Here is a 15,008-nt window from a genome sequence, read left to right as displayed (position 1 = left end):
GTCAACAGGCGCTACAGCAAAGCCTCGGCGTATACCTTGTCTTTGACTTGCACCTGCGCCTTGATCAGGTTCAGTTTGTAGAAGGCTTCCACGATCTGCTGCTGTTCGGCGATGATGGCGGCGTCGATCGGCACCACGGTGTAGTTGCGGCGCTCGGTCGCCAGCTGCAACACCTTGGGGTCGACGCCCAGCTGCGGCGCCAGCAAGGCCGCGGTTTCCTGCGGGTGGGACTGGGCCCAGGCATTGGTTTTTTTCAGTTCGGCAAACAGGATGCGGATGATGTTCTTGTTGCGATCGACGAAACCGGGATTGGCCAGGTGGAAGGTGCGGTTGCTGGACAAGCTGGTGCCGTCGCGCAGGATGCGCGGACTGGTCGAAACCTGCTGGCCCGCCAGGTAGGGATCCCACAGCGTAGCGGCGTCGACATTGCCGGACTGGAAAGTGGCGCGCACGTCGGCCGCGTTGGTGACGTAGACCGGGACGATGTCGCTGTAGCTCAGGCCGGCTTCCTCCAGCGCCCGCACCAGCAGGTATTGCACATTCCAGCCGCGTCCCAGCGCGACTTTCTTGCCCTTCAGCTCCTTTACAGAGCGGATCGGCGAATCCTGCGCGACAAAAATCCCGATGCCTTTCGGATAAGGCTGTTCGGCGGCCAGGTACACGGCATTGACGCCGGCGGCGTTGGCAAAGGCGGAGGGCGTGTCGGCGGCATGGCCGAAATCGATGGCGTCGCCATTCAGGGCTTCGGTCAGCTGCGGGCCGGCCGCAAACTCGAACCATTTGACTTTCCATCCCAGCGGCTGCAAAGCCTGTTCCAGGTTGCCGCTGCCTTTCAGGATGTTGAGCGTGTTGAACTTCTGGTAACCGATGCGCAGCGTACGCTCTTCGGCCGCCAAGGCCGGCAGCGCAGCAACCGCCGCGCCGGCGGCCAGTCCCTGTAAAACAAGCCGCCTCTGGCTGGATATGGTCTTCATCTCTACGGGTTCCCTCAATCGGTCTGGCGCATGCATCCTGCATGCAAACGACCATGCTAGTCGCAGCGGCAGGGAAGGGGAACGAAGCGTTTCGACGATGCTAAATTGGTTTCTGTATAAGCGCCGCCTGCCGCGCCATATCCGGCGGCAGCCGGCCCATGGCGGGTATGGTAAATTGATTGCCTTCATTCCAGGAACGCATGCCATGTCCAGCCGCACGCTGAATCTCGACGATACTCTCTACGATTACCTGCTGACGCATTCGCTGCGTGAGCATCCAGCGCAAACCGCGCTGCGCGCAGCGACCGCCAAACATGCGCGCGGCGGCATGCAGATTTCTCCCGAGCAGGGCCAGTTCATGGCCTTGCTGATACGTTTGACGGGGGCGCGCAACACGATTGAAATCGGCGTGTTCACCGGCTATAGCGCGCTGTCCGTGGCGCTTGCGCTGCCCGACGACGGCCACATCCTGGCCTGCGACATCAGCGATGAATACACCAGCATTGCGCGCCCGTATTGGGAAGCGGCCGGAGTCGTGCACAAGATCGACTTGCAGCTGGCGCCGGCGCTGGCGACGCTCGACGCCCGCCTTGCCGCCGGCGCCGCGGGGCAATACGATTTTGCCTTTATCGACGCCGACAAGACCGGCTACGATGCCTACTATGAGCGCTGCCTGCAGTTATTGCGTCCAGGCGGACTGATCGCCATCGACAATGTGCTGTGGGGCGGCAGCGTCGCCGATGTCGCGGAAGATGACGACACCGCCGCCTTGCAGGACCTGAACCGCAAGCTGCACCGCGACGAGCGGATCGACCTGTCCATGCTGCCGGTCGGCGACGGCTTGACGCTGGCGCGCAAACGCTGAGCGTTCAGCGCCGCCGTCCATATTTCCCTGGCTCAGTTCAAGGCCGGCGCCAGCGTCATTTCACCGTCCGACGGCAGCGGCTGCAAGCCGATCAAATTCATCATGAGCGGATAGACGTCGACATTGTCGAACGGCGCCAGGACGATGCCGGTCTTGAACGCCGGCCCCGCTGCGATGAAAATCGCCTGCATCTCGGCCGCCATGTTGTCATAGCCGTGACCGCCCGCCGGCGTCCGCTCGGCAGAACCGGCGTCGGCTGCAATCTGCCAGCCGGTTTCAGCCAGGCAGATGAAGCTCGGCACGCGCGGATTCCGGCCGTAGTGGAAGCGCGGCGGGATTGCCTCTTTGCGCCAGCACTGCATATGCGCTTGCGGCTTCAGCAGCGCATCAGCTAACACGCCATCCTTTCCCGGCGTTGCTTCAAGTCCGGCGTAAGTCCCGCCCGTCACTACCCGATAGCTGCCGGCCGGCGCTACCTGGTCCAAGCGGATAACCCTCTGCTTGCTCATGGCGGCCATGCCGTGGTTGGACACGACCACGATGTTGGCCTTGATGCCGCGCGCCTGCAGTCCGGCTGCCAGCCTGCCTATCGCTTCGTCGACGTGCGCCGCAGCCTCGGTGGTCTGCGCCGCATCCGGGCCGTATTCGTGCCCGGCGTGGTCGACATCTTCGAAATACAGCGTCAGGAAAGCCGGGCGCGATGCGACCGGCTTGTCCAGCCAGCCTAGCAAGGTGTCGACGCGCTGGTTCGCCGGCAGCTTGCTGTCGTAACTGCGCCATTCGCTCGGACGAACGCCATGGATGGCAGCCTCGGATCCCGGCCAGAACATGGTCGCGGTGCGCACGCCGCGGTGCTCGGCGGTGACCCATATCGGCTCTGCTTCGTCCCACCAGCGGCGGTCATTGGTCGCTTCCCGGTTGCCCAGGCTGAAACGGGCGCCCGGAATCCTGCTGTCTTCAATGGTGTTGCCGACGATGCCATGGCGGTCTGGCCTTGATCCTGTCACCAGCGTGTAGTGATTGGGGAAAGTGATTGACGGAAAAGACGGCCGCATGGCCTCGGCCCTGGCGCCTTGCGCCGCGAGGGCGTTGAGGTTCGGCGTGACGCCGCGGGTCAGGTAATCCGGCTTGAAACCGTCGATCGATACCAGGATCAGCGGCGGTCTTGCGTCTTGTGCCGGCGGCTGCAGCGTGGCTGGCGCGCAGCCGGCAACGATTGCCGGCAGCAACAGGCAAAACAGGTTGCGGAGAAGCGGGTGGAAAAGCGAATTTTTCACGATGTTTTTCTGAGGACGGAAGGTGATGGCGTGGCCGGGATGGAAGCCTGCCGAAGATACATGCCATTTGTTACGGCCGAATGAATTTGGGCGTGGCGGGAAGAGGTGCGCACGGAACAATGATGCCGATCATGCCTTTGACAACTTGTCTTAGGACGGGTCACGGAAATAAAAAAAGCCTGTTTTCATGTGAAAACAGGCTTTTTGCATTGTCAGCGGAAGGTCGTCAATCGCGGATTTCCAGGGCGCGGTTCAGGCTCAATGCGGCCAGCGAGCAGGCCGCGCCCGACAGCAGGTAAAAGCTGACGTAAGCCAGGCCGAAATGGGCCGAAAGGCCAAGCGCCACCAGCGGTGCGAAACCGGCTCCCACCAGCCAGGACAGGTCGGAGGTGAGGGCGGCGCCGGTGTAACGGTATTTCGCCGGGAAGTTGGCGGTGACGGCGCCTGCGGCCTGGCCGTACGACAGGCCTAGCAGGATGAAGCCCAGCAGGATGAAGACGTTCTGGCCAAATTCGCCGCCGTTCATCAGGGTCGGCACAAAGGCGCTCAGCACCGCGATCAGCACCGCGCAGGCGCCGAGGGTGGTGCGGCGGCCGAGGCGGTCGGCGATCAGGCCGGAGGCGACTACGCCCAGCGCCATGAGTCCGGCGCCGATGACCTGGATGATCAGGAAGTCGCTCACGGAACGCATCGAATACAGGGTGATCCAGGACAGCGGGAACACCGTCACCAGATGGAACAGGGCGTAGCTGGCCAAGGCCGCCAAGGCGCCGATGATGACGTTGCGTCCTTGCGAGCGCGTCATTTCCAGGGCGTTGGTCGGCTCCAGTTCGCGTTCGTCGAGCAAGCGCGCATATTCCGGCGTCGATACCAGGCGCAGGCGGGCGAACAGGGCGACGACGTTGATGGCGAACGCCACATAGAACGGATAGCGCCAGCCCCAGTCAAGGAAATCTTCCGTGGTCAGGTTCGACAGCAGGTAAGCAAACAGGCCGCCGGCGATCATGAAGCCTACCGGCGCGCCCAACTGGCCCAGCATGGCGTACCAGCCGCGCCGGTTCTGCGGCGCATTCAGCGCCAGCAGCGAGGGCAGGCCGTCCCAGGAGCCGCCCAGCGCAATGCCTTGGCCGATGCGCAGCAGCGCCAGCAAGACGATGGCGTAGAATCCCAGGTGCTGGAAGGTTGGCAGGAAGGCAATCCCGGCCGTGGAGATGCCTAATATGAAGAGCGCTGCCGTCAATTTGACCTCGCGTCCGAGGCGGCGCTGGATCGCCATGAACAGGACCGTGCCGAACGGCCTTGCCAGAAAGGCAAAGGAGAAAATCACGAATGCGTAAAGCGTGCCTTCCAATTGCTGCTCGAACGGGAAGAACACCGAGGGAAACACCAGCACCGAGGCCATGGCGTACACGAAAAAGTCGAAATATTCAGACGCTCGGCCTATCACTACGCCGATAGCTATCTCGCCGGGGGCGATGGAGTCTGGTTTAGCGTTTCGCGCATCACTGGCGGTCGAGTGCGACGAGAAATCAGCGGAAACTTCGCCATTGTGGCTATGGGTGCTCGTCATCATAATTTTGTCTCTAGTGGGTTTCTGTCAATACTGGCCATGCCAACCGGCCGTGCCGAACCCTTCCTGAGTGTGCCGCTTCGCAAACCTGAAGCCTCATTATTTACGAAACAACACACTGGTAAGGGTAGGACAAAACGTCCAATCGCCAACGCATACCAGTCAGTGTACATTATCACAATCTGATAGCTTCGACGGTACTTTTACTCTATGGTTTCCCTCTTATCCCGGCGCGGATTGCTCCTCCTTCCCCTCATTTTGCTGGCTGGCTGCAATACGGTGGTGATGAATCCGTCAGGCGACATCGCTTCCCAGCAGGGCCGCCTCATCGTGGTTTCCACGATCCTGATGCTCTTGATCATCGTCCCGGTGATTGCGCTGACCATATGGTTTGCCTGGCGCTACCGCAAGAACAATACCGCCGCACGCTACGAACCCGACTGGGATCACTCGACCCAGCTGGAGCTGGTGATCTGGGGCGCGCCGCTGCTCATCATCATCGCGCTCGGCCTGCTGACCTGGATCAGCACCCACACCCTGGATCCTTACCGGCCGCTGTCGCGCCTCGATGCGAACCGCCCGATCCCCGCGGATACCAAGACACTGACGGTAGAAGTGGTGGCGCTGGACTGGAAATGGCTGTTCATCTACCCGGAACAAGGCATCGCCACCGTCAACGAACTGGCGGCGCCGGTCGACATGCCGATCCGCTTCAAGATAACTTCGTCGGCCATCATGAATTCCTTCTTCATTCCAGCACTGGCCGGCCAGATCTACGCCATGCCCGGCATGCAGACATCCCTCAATGCGGTGATCAACCGGCCGGGCGAATACGACGGCTTTTCGGCCAACTACAGCGGCGCCGGATTCTCCGACATGAAGTTCAAGTTCCACGGCATGACCGCGGAAAATTTCGACAACTGGGTAAAAACCACCAAGGCCGCCAGCGGCAAGCTGGATCGGGCCGACTACCTGCAGCTTGAAAAACCGAGCGAGAAGGAACCGGTGCGTTACTACGGTGCTGTCGATCCAAGCCTGTACCACGCCATCCTCAACCGCTGCATCGAGCCGGGCCAGATGTGCATGGACCAGATGATGGCGGCCGACGGCGGCCACAGCATGGCTGGGCACCAGGCCAAAGACCATGAATAACCGTTTGCAGCAAGAGCCGGCAGTGTTCTGTTCTGCCAGCGGCGGCGCCGCAACATGCACGGTAGGCGCCGTGTTTCCCTTTTTTACCGGAAAGTAACGATGCTAGACCATATTGATCTGACCAAGCTGATCTTCGGCCGTCTCACCTGGGAAGCGATTCCCTATCACGAACCGATTCTTATCGCGACCTTCATCATGGTCGCCATCGGCGGCGCGGCCGTGCTTGGCGCGCTGACCTATTACAAGGTATGGGGCACCCTGTGGCGCGACTGGTTCACCAGCATCGACCACAAGAAGATCGGCATCATGTACGTGGTGCTGGGCCTGGTGATGCTGCTGCGCGGCTTTGCCGACGCCCTGATGATGCGCGCCCAGCAGGCGTTTGCCTTCGGCGATTCCGCCGGTTTCCTGCCGCCGCACCACTACGACCAGATCTTCACCGCGCACGGCGTCATCATGATCTTCTTCGTCGCCATGCCGCTGGTGACAGGCCTGATGAACTACGTGGTGCCGCTGCAGATCGGCGCGCGCGACGTGGCATTTCCTTTCCTGAACAATTTCAGCTTCTGGATGACGACCTTCGGCGGCATGCTGGTGATGGCTTCGCTGTTCGTCGGCGAGTTCGCCCGTACCGGCTGGCTGGCTTATCCGCCGCTGTCGGGCATTCTTGCCAGTCCGGATGTGGGGGTCGATTACTACATATGGGCATTGCAGATTGCCGGGGTAGGGACGCTGCTGTCCGGCATCAACCTGATCGCGACCATCGTCAAGATGCGCGCGCCAGGCATGAACATGATGAAGATGCCGGTGTTTACCTGGACCGCCTTGTGCACCAACGTCCTGATCGTCGCCGCCTTCCCGGTGCTGACCGCGGTGCTCGGCATGCTGTCGCTGGACCGCATCTTCGGCACCAACTTCTTCACCAACGACATGGGCGGCAACGCCATGATGTACGTCAACCTGATCTGGATCTGGGGCCACCCTGAGGTCTACATCCTGATCCTGCCGGCGTTCGGCATCTTCTCTGAAGTGGTTTCGACGTTCAGCAGCAAGCGCCTGTTCGGCTACACCTCGATGGTTTACGCCACCGTGGTGATCACCATCCTGTCCTACCTGGTGTGGCTGCATCACTTCTTCACCATGGGCTCGGGGGCGAGCGTCAACTCCTTCTTCGGGATCACGACGATGATCATCTCGATCCCGACCGGCGCCAAGATTTTCAACTGGCTGTTCACCATGTACCGCGGCCGCATCCGTTTCGAGCTGCCCATGCTGTGGACCATCGGCTTCATGATCACCTTCGTCATCGGCGGCATGACCGGCGTGCTGCTGGCGGTGCCGCCGGCTGACTTCGTGCTGCACAACAGCCTGTTCCTGATCGCCCACTTCCATAACGTGATCATCGGCGGCGTCCTGTTCGGCATGTTTGCCGGCATTAACTATTGGTTCCCGAAAGCCTTCGGCTACAAGCTCGACGATTTCTGGGGCAAGTGCTGCTTCTGGTTCTGGACCATCGGTTTCTACGTCGCCTTCATGCCGCTTTACGTGCTGGGCCTGATGGGCGTGACGCGCCGCCTGGGCCACTTCGAAGATCCGTCGCTGCAGATCTGGTTCCAGATCGCCGCTTTCGGCGCCGTGCTGATCGCACTCGGTATCGCTTCCTTCATCGTGCAGCTGATCGTCAGCTTCCGCCGCCGCGAATCGCTGCGCGACACCACCGGCGATCCATGGGGCGCGCGCACGCTGGAGTGGTCGACTTCGTCGCCGCCGCCTGACTACAACTTTGCCTTCACGCCGGTGGTGCATGACAACGACGCCTGGACCGACATGAAGGCCAACGGCTATAGCCGTCCGCTGAAGGATTTTGTCGCTATCCACATGCCGAAGAACACGGCAGCCGGTTTCATCATCGCCGCGCTCAGCGCAGCCGTCGGCTTTGCCCTGATCTGGCACATGTGGCTGGTGGCCGGCCTCGGCTTCGCAGCGATGATGGCTGCGATCATCATCCACACCTTCAACTACAACCGCGATTTCCATATCTCGGCGGACCAGGTCGTCCGTACCGAGGGCGAACGCACACGATTGCTGGCTAGCCATGTCTGATATCACTATGAACCCCGCCGGCGCGGCTGATCCAAGCGCGCGCTTCTACACCCGCGAACATCACCCGGAGAACGGCACGCTGCTCGGTTTCTGGCTGTACCTGATGAGCGATTGCCTGATCTTCGCCTGCCTGTTCGCGACCTACGCCGTATTGGGCCGCAACTATGCAGGCGGCCCCACCGGCGCCGAACTGTTCGACCTGCCGCTGGTGGCGGTCAACACGTCGCTGCTGCTGCTGTCGTCGATCACCTACGGTTTCGCCATGCTGGAGATGCAGCGCAAGCGCCAGGGCGCAACGCTGGCCTGGCTGGCCGTCACCGGCATCCTCGGCGCCTGCTTCATCGGCTTCGAACTGTATGAATTCGCGCACCTGATCCACGAAGGCTACGGACCGCAACGCAGCGGCTTCCTGACTTCCTTCTTCGCCCTGGTGTCGACCCACGGCCTGCACGTCAGCTTCGGCATCGTCTGGCTGGTCACGCTGATGTTCCAGGTCAAGCGCCACGGGCTGACCGCTGAAAACGGCCGGCGCCTGATGTGCCTGTCGATGTTCTGGCACTTCCTGGACGTGGTCTGGATCGGCGTCTTCACCTTTGTCTATCTGATGGGAGTTTTGCCATGAGCGGCGGACATCAACAGCACCCGGCGCGCGTCGTCGCCCATGGCCACGACGATCACCACGGCCACACCCATGCCGACCACGGCAGCCTGAAGAGCTACACCACCGGCTTCGTGCTGGCGGTGATCCTGACGGCGATCCCGTTCTGGCTGGTGATGGGCAAGGTCTTCGACAAATCCAGCACCACCGGATTGGTGCTGCTCGGTTTCGCCGCGGTGCAGATCGTGGTGCACATGGTGTATTTCCTGCACATGAACACCAAATCCGAAGGCGGCTGGTCGATGCTGGCGCTGATCTTCACGATCATGCTGGTGTTCATCATGCTGAGCGGTTCTCTGTGGGTGATGTACCACCTGAACCACAACATGATGCCGGGCATGATGCCTGACACCACGGAAGTGGTGCCGGAATCGATGCAGGCGATGCCCGAGATGCCTGGGATGCCAAAAACGCACGACATGCAGCATATGCAACACATGCAATGAAACAGGCGCCGCGCGGCATGGTGACGGACAGTCAGGATGCGGCCCCGGCTGCGCCAAGGCCGCGCTCCACAACCGTGCTGCTGGCGCTGGCCATCTGCGCCGGGCTGGTGTTTGCCGGTTTCGCCGCGCTGGGCACCTGGCAGCTCAAGCGGCTGCAATGGAAGCTGGCCCTGATCGAACGGGTTGAACAGCGGGTGCACGCGCCCGCCGTGGCCGCTCCCGGCCCTGAACGCTGGCCGCAAGTCAATGCCGACGCCGATGAATACCGGCGCGTGCGTCTCAGCGGCACATTCCTCTACGCACTGACAGCCAGGGTCCAGGCTTTGACCGAACTCGGCGGCGGATTCTGGCTGCTGACGCCGCTGCGCAGCGCGGACGGCAGCGTGGTGCTGGTCAACCGCGGTTTTGTGCCGGCCAAGGCCGGCGCCGAGCAGGACGACCCCGATGTCGGTCCGGCCGAGGTAAGCGGACTGCTGCGCATGAGCGAGCCGGGCGGCGGTTTTCTGCGGCACAACGATCCGGCCGGCGACCGCTGGTTTTCGCGCGACGTGCAAGCGATAGCGGCGGCGCGCAACCTGTCGCCGGCGGCGCCTTATTTCATCGATGCGGACGCGGCGACAGCCGGCAGGGACACCGGCGGCAACCGCCCGGTCGGCGGCTTGACGGTGATTGCCTTTCACAATAACCATCTGGTTTATGCTCTCACTTGGTATGCTCTTGCCTTGATGGTGGCGGGCGCCTGTTTCTGGGTAGGGCGCGAGGAAAGGAACCTGCGCCGGCGTTATCGGCCGGGCGCCGGCGCCAATGCGGATGGTATCGACCGTGAAAGTGAAGATGGCAAGTAAAATTGATATTCTTGCAAATACAGAAGATTTGAAGCGGCGCTGGACGCTGGCGGCCGGCGTCGAAAACGCCGCCGGCCACAAGAACATGCTGCAATTGATCCAGCTGCGCTGGATCGCCGTGGTCGGCCAGATCACCACCATCGCCATCGTCATCGTCGGCTTCGGCATCCAGTTGCCGCTGCCGCACATGCTGAAGGTGCTGGCCTGCCTGGTAGCGTTCAACATCGCCAGCCACCTGCGCTGGCACGAGCGGCGCGTGGCGAGCAACGGCGAGCTGTTCCTGGCGCTGCTGGTCGACGTCGGCATCCTGACTGCCCAGCTGTACCTCAGCGGCGGCATCAACAATCCTTTCGCCTTCCTGTTCCTGCTGCAGGTGATCCTCAGCGCCGTGCTGCTGGAAACCTGGTCGACCTGGACCATCGTCGCCGTCACCAGCGTCTGCCTGGCCGGCCTGTCGCTGTTTTGCGAGCCTCTGGCGCTGCCGCCGGACCATGGCAGCGGCTTGTCCAGCCTGTATGTGGAAGGCTTGCTGATCTGTTTTGTGCTGAATGCGGCCCTGCTGGTGTTCTTCGTTACCCGCATCGGCCGCAACCTGCGCGCCGGCGACGCCCAGCTGGCCGATTTGCGCCAGCGCGCGGCGGAGGAAGACCACATCGTGCGCATGGGGCTGCTGGCGTCCGGCGCCGCGCATGAGCTCGGCACGCCGCTGGCCACCTTGTCGGTGATCCTGGGCGACTGGCGGCGCATGCCGGAGTTCAGCACGAACAGCGAACTGCTGGAAGAAATCGGCGAGATGCAAGCCCAGCTGCAGCGCTGCAAGAGCATCGTCAGCGGCATCCTGCTGTCGGCCGGCGAGGCGCGCGGCGAGTCGTCGGTGAAAACCACCATCAGCACTTTCCTCAACGATCTGGCCAAGGAATGGTGCGCGACCCGGCCGATTGTCTCGTTTGCCTACGAAAACCGGATCGAGCAGGATATGCCGGTCGCCTTCGACTCGGCGCTGAAGCAGATGATCTGCAATGTGCTCGACAACGCGCTCGAAGCATCGCCGCAGTGGGTCAGCCTGGAAGCGACGCGGGAAGACGATGCGCTGACCCTGGTGGTGACCGATAGCGGCCCTGGTTTTGCGCCGGCGATGCTGGCGCACCTGGGCAAGCCTTACCAGTCGAGCAAGGGGCGGCCAGGCAGCGGCCTGGGCCTGTTTTTCGTGGTTAACGTCGCCCGCAAGCTGGGCGGCACGGTAACCGCGCGCAACCGCGAGCAGGGTGGGGCGCTGGTCCAGCTCACGCTGCCGCTGGCGTCGATCAGCCTTGAAAGGGATGCCGGACATGGCAACTGACCGCCTGCTGCTGATCATCGAAGATGACGCCACTTTCGCGCGCACGCTGGGCCGTTCGTTCGAGCGCCGCGGCTATGCCGTATTGCTGGCGTCGAACCTGGACCAGGCCGCTGCGCTGCTGCGCCAGCATTCGCCCGGATATGCGGTAGTCGACCTCAAGCTGAACGACAGCACTTCCGGGCTGGCGTGCGTGCAGATGCTGCATAAGCACGATCCGGCCATGCTGATCGTGGTGCTGACCGGCTTCGCCAGCATCAACACGGCGGTGGAAGCAATCAAGCTTGGCGCCTGCCAGTACCTGGCCAAGCCTTCCAACACCGATGATATCGAAGCGGCTTTCGGCCATGTCGCCGGCGCCGCGGCGATTGAACTGAGCAACCGCTCGACCTCGATCAAGACGCTGGAATGGGAACGCATCCATGAAGTGCTGGTGGAAACCGGCTTCAATATTTCGGAAACGGCGCGGCGCCTGGGAATGCACCGGCGCACGCTGGCGCGCAAGCTGGAAAAACAGCGCATCAAATAACCATCGCCAATAAGCGGCGGCAATTACCACATATCGCCGTTTGCCGCCTCGCGGCTGTTTATGGCGTCGTTCCTTGTAAGTGGCGTCACATGATTAACACTATAAGCTGCATCCTCGTGCCCGGACCGGGCGGGGAGGCAATAGCGGCTGTTGAAACCAGCCATTTTCCATTTGCTTATGGGAGTTACCATCATGTCTGCCATCTTGACCCAGCGTCCTGTTGTCCAAGAAACCGAAATAGAAGCCATTCCTTTCCCGCTCACTTATCTGCGGCCGCGCCAACCCAAGACCTTCCACCATTCGATCGACGTTTACCTGAAAGATTCGAACGCCACCGGGAACATTTATTTCGCCCGGCATTTCGAGTGGCAGGGGATTTGCCGCGAGCGCTGGTTTTTCGAGTGCATCTCCGCCGACATGCTGCAGTCGCTGGGCGTCTTCATCACGAAAGAGGCGCAGCAACAGTATGTCTGCGAGACATTCGCATTCCAGAAGATTGCGTGTGAAGTCAATACTTTCGCCATCAAGCAATGCTCGTTTTCGCTGGCGTTCCGGTTCCTGGTAGAGGGCAAGCTGGTGGCGACCGGCCAGCAGCAGATCGTTTTCGCCAACAAGGAGAAAAGGATTTCGCGGCTGCCGGAGCACATCCTTGAAAAGATCCGGCAATATGAAATCGAGATGGGAGAGTAACGGTGTAACGGGCTGTATCAGCCTGTCCTTGACCTAGGGACCATGCGGAGGAGAGGCAGCAGCCTCTTGCTCCGCCTGGCGCGGCGCCGGCGCCGCAAACAGATCGTCCGACGGGTGGTCCTCCACCATCGGGAATTCCAGGGTAAATGTCGTATATTGCCCGGCCACGGAATCGCACAGTATGCGTCCGCCGAACGACGCCATCACCCGATGGCAGAACGTGAGGCCGACCCCGGTGCCGCCGCTTTGCTTGGTGGTGAAGAAGCCGTCGAAAATGTTCGGCAGCGCCTCGCCCGTTATGCCAGTCCCGGTGTCGCTGAAATACATGCGGTTGACAGTCGGGCCGCGCGCCGTCGATATGCGGATTTCACCCTTGCCGGCCATCTTGATGGCGTACAGCGCATTTTTCAGCAGGTTGAACAGCACCAGTATCAGCAGCGTATCCGATCCGTAAAACCGGAATTCCTCGGCGTTGGCGACCACGATGCGCTCCCGGTCCTGGCGGTCATAGGTATAGCGGTCGACCGCTTCCGCCAGGCAGTGTCCTATGGCGTGCTGGCTGAAATTGGTCTTGTCGATCTGGTCCATCTTGATCGACGCCAGCATCATGTCCAGCACCGCATTAGTACGGTCCACTTCGTGCGTCAGCGTCTTCCCTATGGTGGCGAGATAGGTCATCGCGAACGGCGGCAGCGACGATTCGCACAGGTTGTTGGCGACCGCCAGCTCGTAGCTGTGCAGGAGCGTCGGGATATATTTGTTGATGCCTTGCGCCTGGTTGCGGATGGAGAGCAGCGGCGTGCGCATTTCGTGGGCCACGCTGGCGGCAATCGCCATGGGGTTGAACAGTCCGTACTTCACGATCGCCACCGTGATGATGCCAAGGCTGACGGCGATGAACAGCACGCCGGGCGGATAGAACTCGAAGCCGTAGTTGCACAGGTAATCGACCGCGGCAAAAAAATAAGTGAGGATGCCGGCGATGCACAGGCGCAGCCTGATGCGTTTGTTGGGCGGCGCATTTTTCTGCTGCAGGAAGGTGATATACAGGCCGCGGTTGACCACCACTACCGTCTGCAGTACATGGATGGGGTGGAGCAGTCCTGCCTTGGGGTAGTAGCCCCAGAAATATTGGTAGAAGCCGGAAATGAACAGGTCGCCGCCAACCAGGAAAAGCGCCAGGACCGAGGCGATCCCGTAAGACAGGTAAACCAGGTGGCGTTCCTTGGTGCGGTCCGAGACCTCGGTCAGGAAGTGGTACAGGCTGGTCGGCAGGAACAGGATCAGCAGGTAGCCGAACTTGATCAGGAACATCGCCAGGCCCGGCGTATGGACCTGGAACAGCACCGCCCAGGTTCCCTGCCAGAACGCGGAGATGATGCACAGCGCGGAAAAGCTGATGCCGATGCGGGTGAATCCCTGCGTGCAAAGTACGTACAAGCCGTAACCCAGGAAAACCGAGGCTACCAAGGCGGGTAATAATGAGTACATTGGCAATGTCTAAGGGTGGGTATCCGCGTGGTGGACCTGAACCAAGTTATCCATTATACAACTCACAATGCCGCATGGGGCCCCGCCGGCATTGAGAGGCGCAAATTACGCTGTTCCTGACCCAAACAATAAGTTGCAATAGGGCAATATATCACTCAAGTGCTGCGGATGGCGTTTTTACTGCCAATTATAACTACCGCTGCCGGACTGCTTCGATTCCAGGCTGCCCGGTAAACTGGAAAACAGGACAGCTTTGCAATTGCAGCCGGTTTCCAGTTTGACAGGGCAGCCTTCCTGCAATGAAAATGCCGTGGCAACTGATTCCATTCGCGCTGTCTTTTTTTCGTAGCGGGCACAGCGCGCCATTTTCTTGATTTTTCTTGGCGGAGATTAGATACATGGTCATTTTTCAGGCTCGGACGGTTTTACCGGTTGTCATCGCCAGCTGCCTGTTGTTGCCCGCGCATGCGTCGGAAGCGGAATATTCCATCGCTGTCGGCGATGCGAGGACCGGGTCATCCATCAGCAAAAGCCGTGCATCGCTTGGGATCGCTGTGGACGTCAATAAAAGCTGGGATGAGCTGTCGCCTAATGAGCAGTCGCTATGGCGGAAATTTGTCGATATCACCGATGAAAAGGTGATTCCTCCATTCCCGTCGCCAAACATTCGCAGCTTGTTGCGCAATTTGGGAGTGTCGCGAGGAGTCCGCATGGATAATTCGATGTCCCATAAAGAAGATGTGAAATTGATCGTGCATGTCGACGAAACCGGATCTGTCAGCGCCGTCGATATCCTTGGCGCCAAAAACAATGGGGAACTCATGCTGAGCGACGATCAAAAAATCCTGGCGTACACGGCAATCAAAGGGCTGCAGTCAACGCAGTTTTCTCCGGCAAGGCTGGATGGGGCGCCGGTAGCCTCGGCCTTTGCCTATCACATCGTACATACCACCAAGCGATAGCCCTTCACGGCGATAGCCATCGGATGGCAAACCACACCGAGCATCATGCCCGGCGTGGCCGACGCTTCGTTTGCGGCCGCAATGGACGGTAGCACAAAAATAATATTGCT

The 15,008-nt window shown here is 60.8% G+C and carries 15 protein-coding genes; 10 read left to right on the top strand and 5 right to left on the bottom strand.

The annotated features are described in order from the left end of the window. Positions 1 to 11: 11 nt before the first annotated feature. Complete coding sequence (locus BM062_RS16115) at positions 12 to 974, bottom strand: aliphatic sulfonate ABC transporter substrate-binding protein (protein WP_092398626.1); 963 nt, start codon at positions 972 to 974, stop codon at positions 12 to 14. Positions 975 to 1,179: 205 nt separating this feature from the next. Here BM062_RS16115 and BM062_RS16110 point away from each other — a divergent pair, with 205 nt between their 5' ends. After that, complete coding sequence (locus BM062_RS16110; protein WP_092398624.1) at positions 1,180 to 1,839, top strand: class I SAM-dependent methyltransferase; 660 nt, start codon at positions 1,180 to 1,182, stop codon at positions 1,837 to 1,839. A gap of 32 nt (positions 1,840 to 1,871) precedes the next feature. Here BM062_RS16110 and BM062_RS16105 read toward each other — a convergent pair whose 3' ends face one another. Both BM062_RS16105 and BM062_RS16100 read right to left on the bottom strand, forming a co-directional pair. Next, on the bottom strand, positions 1,872 to 3,116 hold the full coding sequence (locus BM062_RS16105) for an alkaline phosphatase family protein (protein ID WP_254785107.1): 1,245 nt from the start codon (positions 3,114 to 3,116) through the stop codon (positions 1,872 to 1,874). Between the two features lie 226 nt (positions 3,117 to 3,342). Next, positions 3,343 to 4,686, bottom strand: coding sequence for an MFS transporter (locus BM062_RS16100; protein WP_092398788.1), 1,344 nt, complete (start codon positions 4,684 to 4,686; stop codon positions 3,343 to 3,345). A 210-nt stretch (positions 4,687 to 4,896) separates the two neighbouring features. On the opposite strand from BM062_RS16100, the gene cyoA reads away from it, so the two are divergent. The 8 genes from cyoA (at position 4,897) to BM062_RS16060 (ending at position 12,445) form a co-directional block, all read left to right on the top strand. Then, positions 4,897 to 5,838, top strand: coding sequence for a ubiquinol oxidase subunit II (cyoA, locus tag BM062_RS16095; protein WP_092398622.1), 942 nt, complete (start codon positions 4,897 to 4,899; stop codon positions 5,836 to 5,838). 99 nt (positions 5,839 to 5,937) lie between these two features. Further along, on the top strand, positions 5,938 to 7,941 hold the full coding sequence (gene cyoB, locus BM062_RS16090; RefSeq protein WP_092398620.1) for a cytochrome o ubiquinol oxidase subunit I: 2,004 nt from the start codon (positions 5,938 to 5,940) through the stop codon (positions 7,939 to 7,941). Then, a complete protein-coding gene (gene cyoC, locus BM062_RS16085; protein ID WP_092398618.1) occupies positions 7,934 to 8,563 on the top strand; it encodes a cytochrome o ubiquinol oxidase subunit III in 630 nt (209 codons plus the stop codon). The genes cyoB and cyoC overlap by 8 nt, the downstream gene beginning before the upstream one ends. Continuing rightward, entirely contained in the window at positions 8,560 to 9,045 is a 486-nt protein-coding gene (gene cyoD / locus BM062_RS16080) for a cytochrome o ubiquinol oxidase subunit IV (RefSeq protein WP_092398616.1), read from the top strand. Before cyoC ends, cyoD begins: the two co-directional genes overlap by 4 nt. Further along, positions 9,042 to 9,890: an SURF1 family protein gene (locus tag BM062_RS16075; protein WP_092398614.1), complete on the top strand. Its 849-nt coding sequence runs from the start codon at positions 9,042 to 9,044 to the stop codon at positions 9,888 to 9,890. The genes cyoD and BM062_RS16075 overlap by 4 nt, the downstream gene beginning before the upstream one ends. Continuing rightward, positions 9,880 to 11,229, top strand: coding sequence for an ATP-binding protein (locus BM062_RS16070; protein ID WP_092398786.1), 1,350 nt, complete (start codon positions 9,880 to 9,882; stop codon positions 11,227 to 11,229). Before BM062_RS16075 ends, BM062_RS16070 begins: the two co-directional genes overlap by 11 nt. Beyond that, a complete protein-coding gene (locus BM062_RS16065) occupies positions 11,219 to 11,755 on the top strand; it encodes a response regulator transcription factor (protein WP_092398784.1) in 537 nt (178 codons plus the stop codon). The genes BM062_RS16070 and BM062_RS16065 overlap by 11 nt, the downstream gene beginning before the upstream one ends. A gap of 192 nt (positions 11,756 to 11,947) precedes the next feature. Further along, positions 11,948 to 12,445 carry an acyl-CoA thioesterase gene (locus BM062_RS16060; RefSeq protein WP_254785106.1) on the top strand — a complete coding sequence of 166 codons (498 nt, stop codon included), beginning with the start codon at positions 11,948 to 11,950 and terminating at the stop codon, positions 12,443 to 12,445. A gap of 33 nt (positions 12,446 to 12,478) precedes the next feature. Here BM062_RS16060 and BM062_RS16055 read toward each other — a convergent pair whose 3' ends face one another. Beyond that, on the bottom strand, positions 12,479 to 13,936 hold the full coding sequence (locus BM062_RS16055) for a sensor histidine kinase (protein WP_254785105.1): 1,458 nt from the start codon (positions 13,934 to 13,936) through the stop codon (positions 12,479 to 12,481). A gap of 193 nt (positions 13,937 to 14,129) precedes the next feature. Beyond that, entirely contained in the window at positions 14,130 to 14,336 is a 207-nt protein-coding gene (locus tag BM062_RS25160; protein ID WP_139220073.1) for a hypothetical protein, read from the bottom strand. On the opposite strand from BM062_RS25160, the gene BM062_RS16050 reads away from it, so the two are divergent. Further along, positions 14,335 to 14,898: an energy transducer TonB gene (locus BM062_RS16050; RefSeq protein ID WP_092398609.1), complete on the top strand. Its 564-nt coding sequence runs from the start codon at positions 14,335 to 14,337 to the stop codon at positions 14,896 to 14,898. The two genes, BM062_RS25160 and BM062_RS16050, sit on opposite strands and share 2 nt — an antisense overlap. Positions 14,899 to 15,008 lie beyond the last annotated feature (110 nt).

The sequence above is a fragment of the Collimonas sp. OK412 genome, assembly GCF_900112135.1.
Taxonomy (GTDB): domain Bacteria; phylum Pseudomonadota; class Gammaproteobacteria; order Burkholderiales; family Burkholderiaceae_D; genus Collimonas; species Collimonas rhizosphaerae.
This window is presented reverse-complemented; position numbering and strand designations above follow the sequence as displayed.

Coding starts and splice junctions, on each gene's coding strand:
- BM062_RS16115 (WP_092398626.1), bottom strand. CDS start 974: ATGAAGACCATATCCAGCCAGAGGCGGCTTGTTTTACAGGGACTGGCC.
- BM062_RS16110 (WP_092398624.1), top strand. CDS start 1,180: ATGTCCAGCCGCACGCTGAATCTCGACGATACTCTCTACGATTACCTG.
- BM062_RS16100 (WP_092398788.1), bottom strand. CDS start 4,686: ATGACGAGCACCCATAGCCACAATGGCGAAGTTTCCGCTGATTTCTCG.
- cyoA (WP_092398622.1), top strand. CDS start 4,897: ATGGTTTCCCTCTTATCCCGGCGCGGATTGCTCCTCCTTCCCCTCATT.
- cyoB (WP_092398620.1), top strand. CDS start 5,938: ATGCTAGACCATATTGATCTGACCAAGCTGATCTTCGGCCGTCTCACC.
- cyoC (WP_092398618.1), top strand. CDS start 7,934: ATGTCTGATATCACTATGAACCCCGCCGGCGCGGCTGATCCAAGCGCG.
- cyoD (WP_092398616.1), top strand. CDS start 8,560: ATGAGCGGCGGACATCAACAGCACCCGGCGCGCGTCGTCGCCCATGGC.
- BM062_RS16075 (WP_092398614.1), top strand. CDS start 9,042: ATGAAACAGGCGCCGCGCGGCATGGTGACGGACAGTCAGGATGCGGCC.
- BM062_RS16070 (WP_092398786.1), top strand. CDS start 9,880: ATGGCAAGTAAAATTGATATTCTTGCAAATACAGAAGATTTGAAGCGG.
- BM062_RS16065 (WP_092398784.1), top strand. CDS start 11,219: ATGGCAACTGACCGCCTGCTGCTGATCATCGAAGATGACGCCACTTTC.
- BM062_RS16060 (WP_254785106.1), top strand. CDS start 11,948: ATGTCTGCCATCTTGACCCAGCGTCCTGTTGTCCAAGAAACCGAAATA.
- BM062_RS16055 (WP_254785105.1), bottom strand. CDS start 13,936: ATGTACTCATTATTACCCGCCTTGGTAGCCTCGGTTTTCCTGGGTTAC.
- BM062_RS16050 (WP_092398609.1), top strand. CDS start 14,335: ATGGTCATTTTTCAGGCTCGGACGGTTTTACCGGTTGTCATCGCCAGC.
- BM062_RS25160 (WP_139220073.1), bottom strand. CDS start 14,336: ATGTATCTAATCTCCGCCAAGAAAAATCAAGAAAATGGCGCGCTGTGC.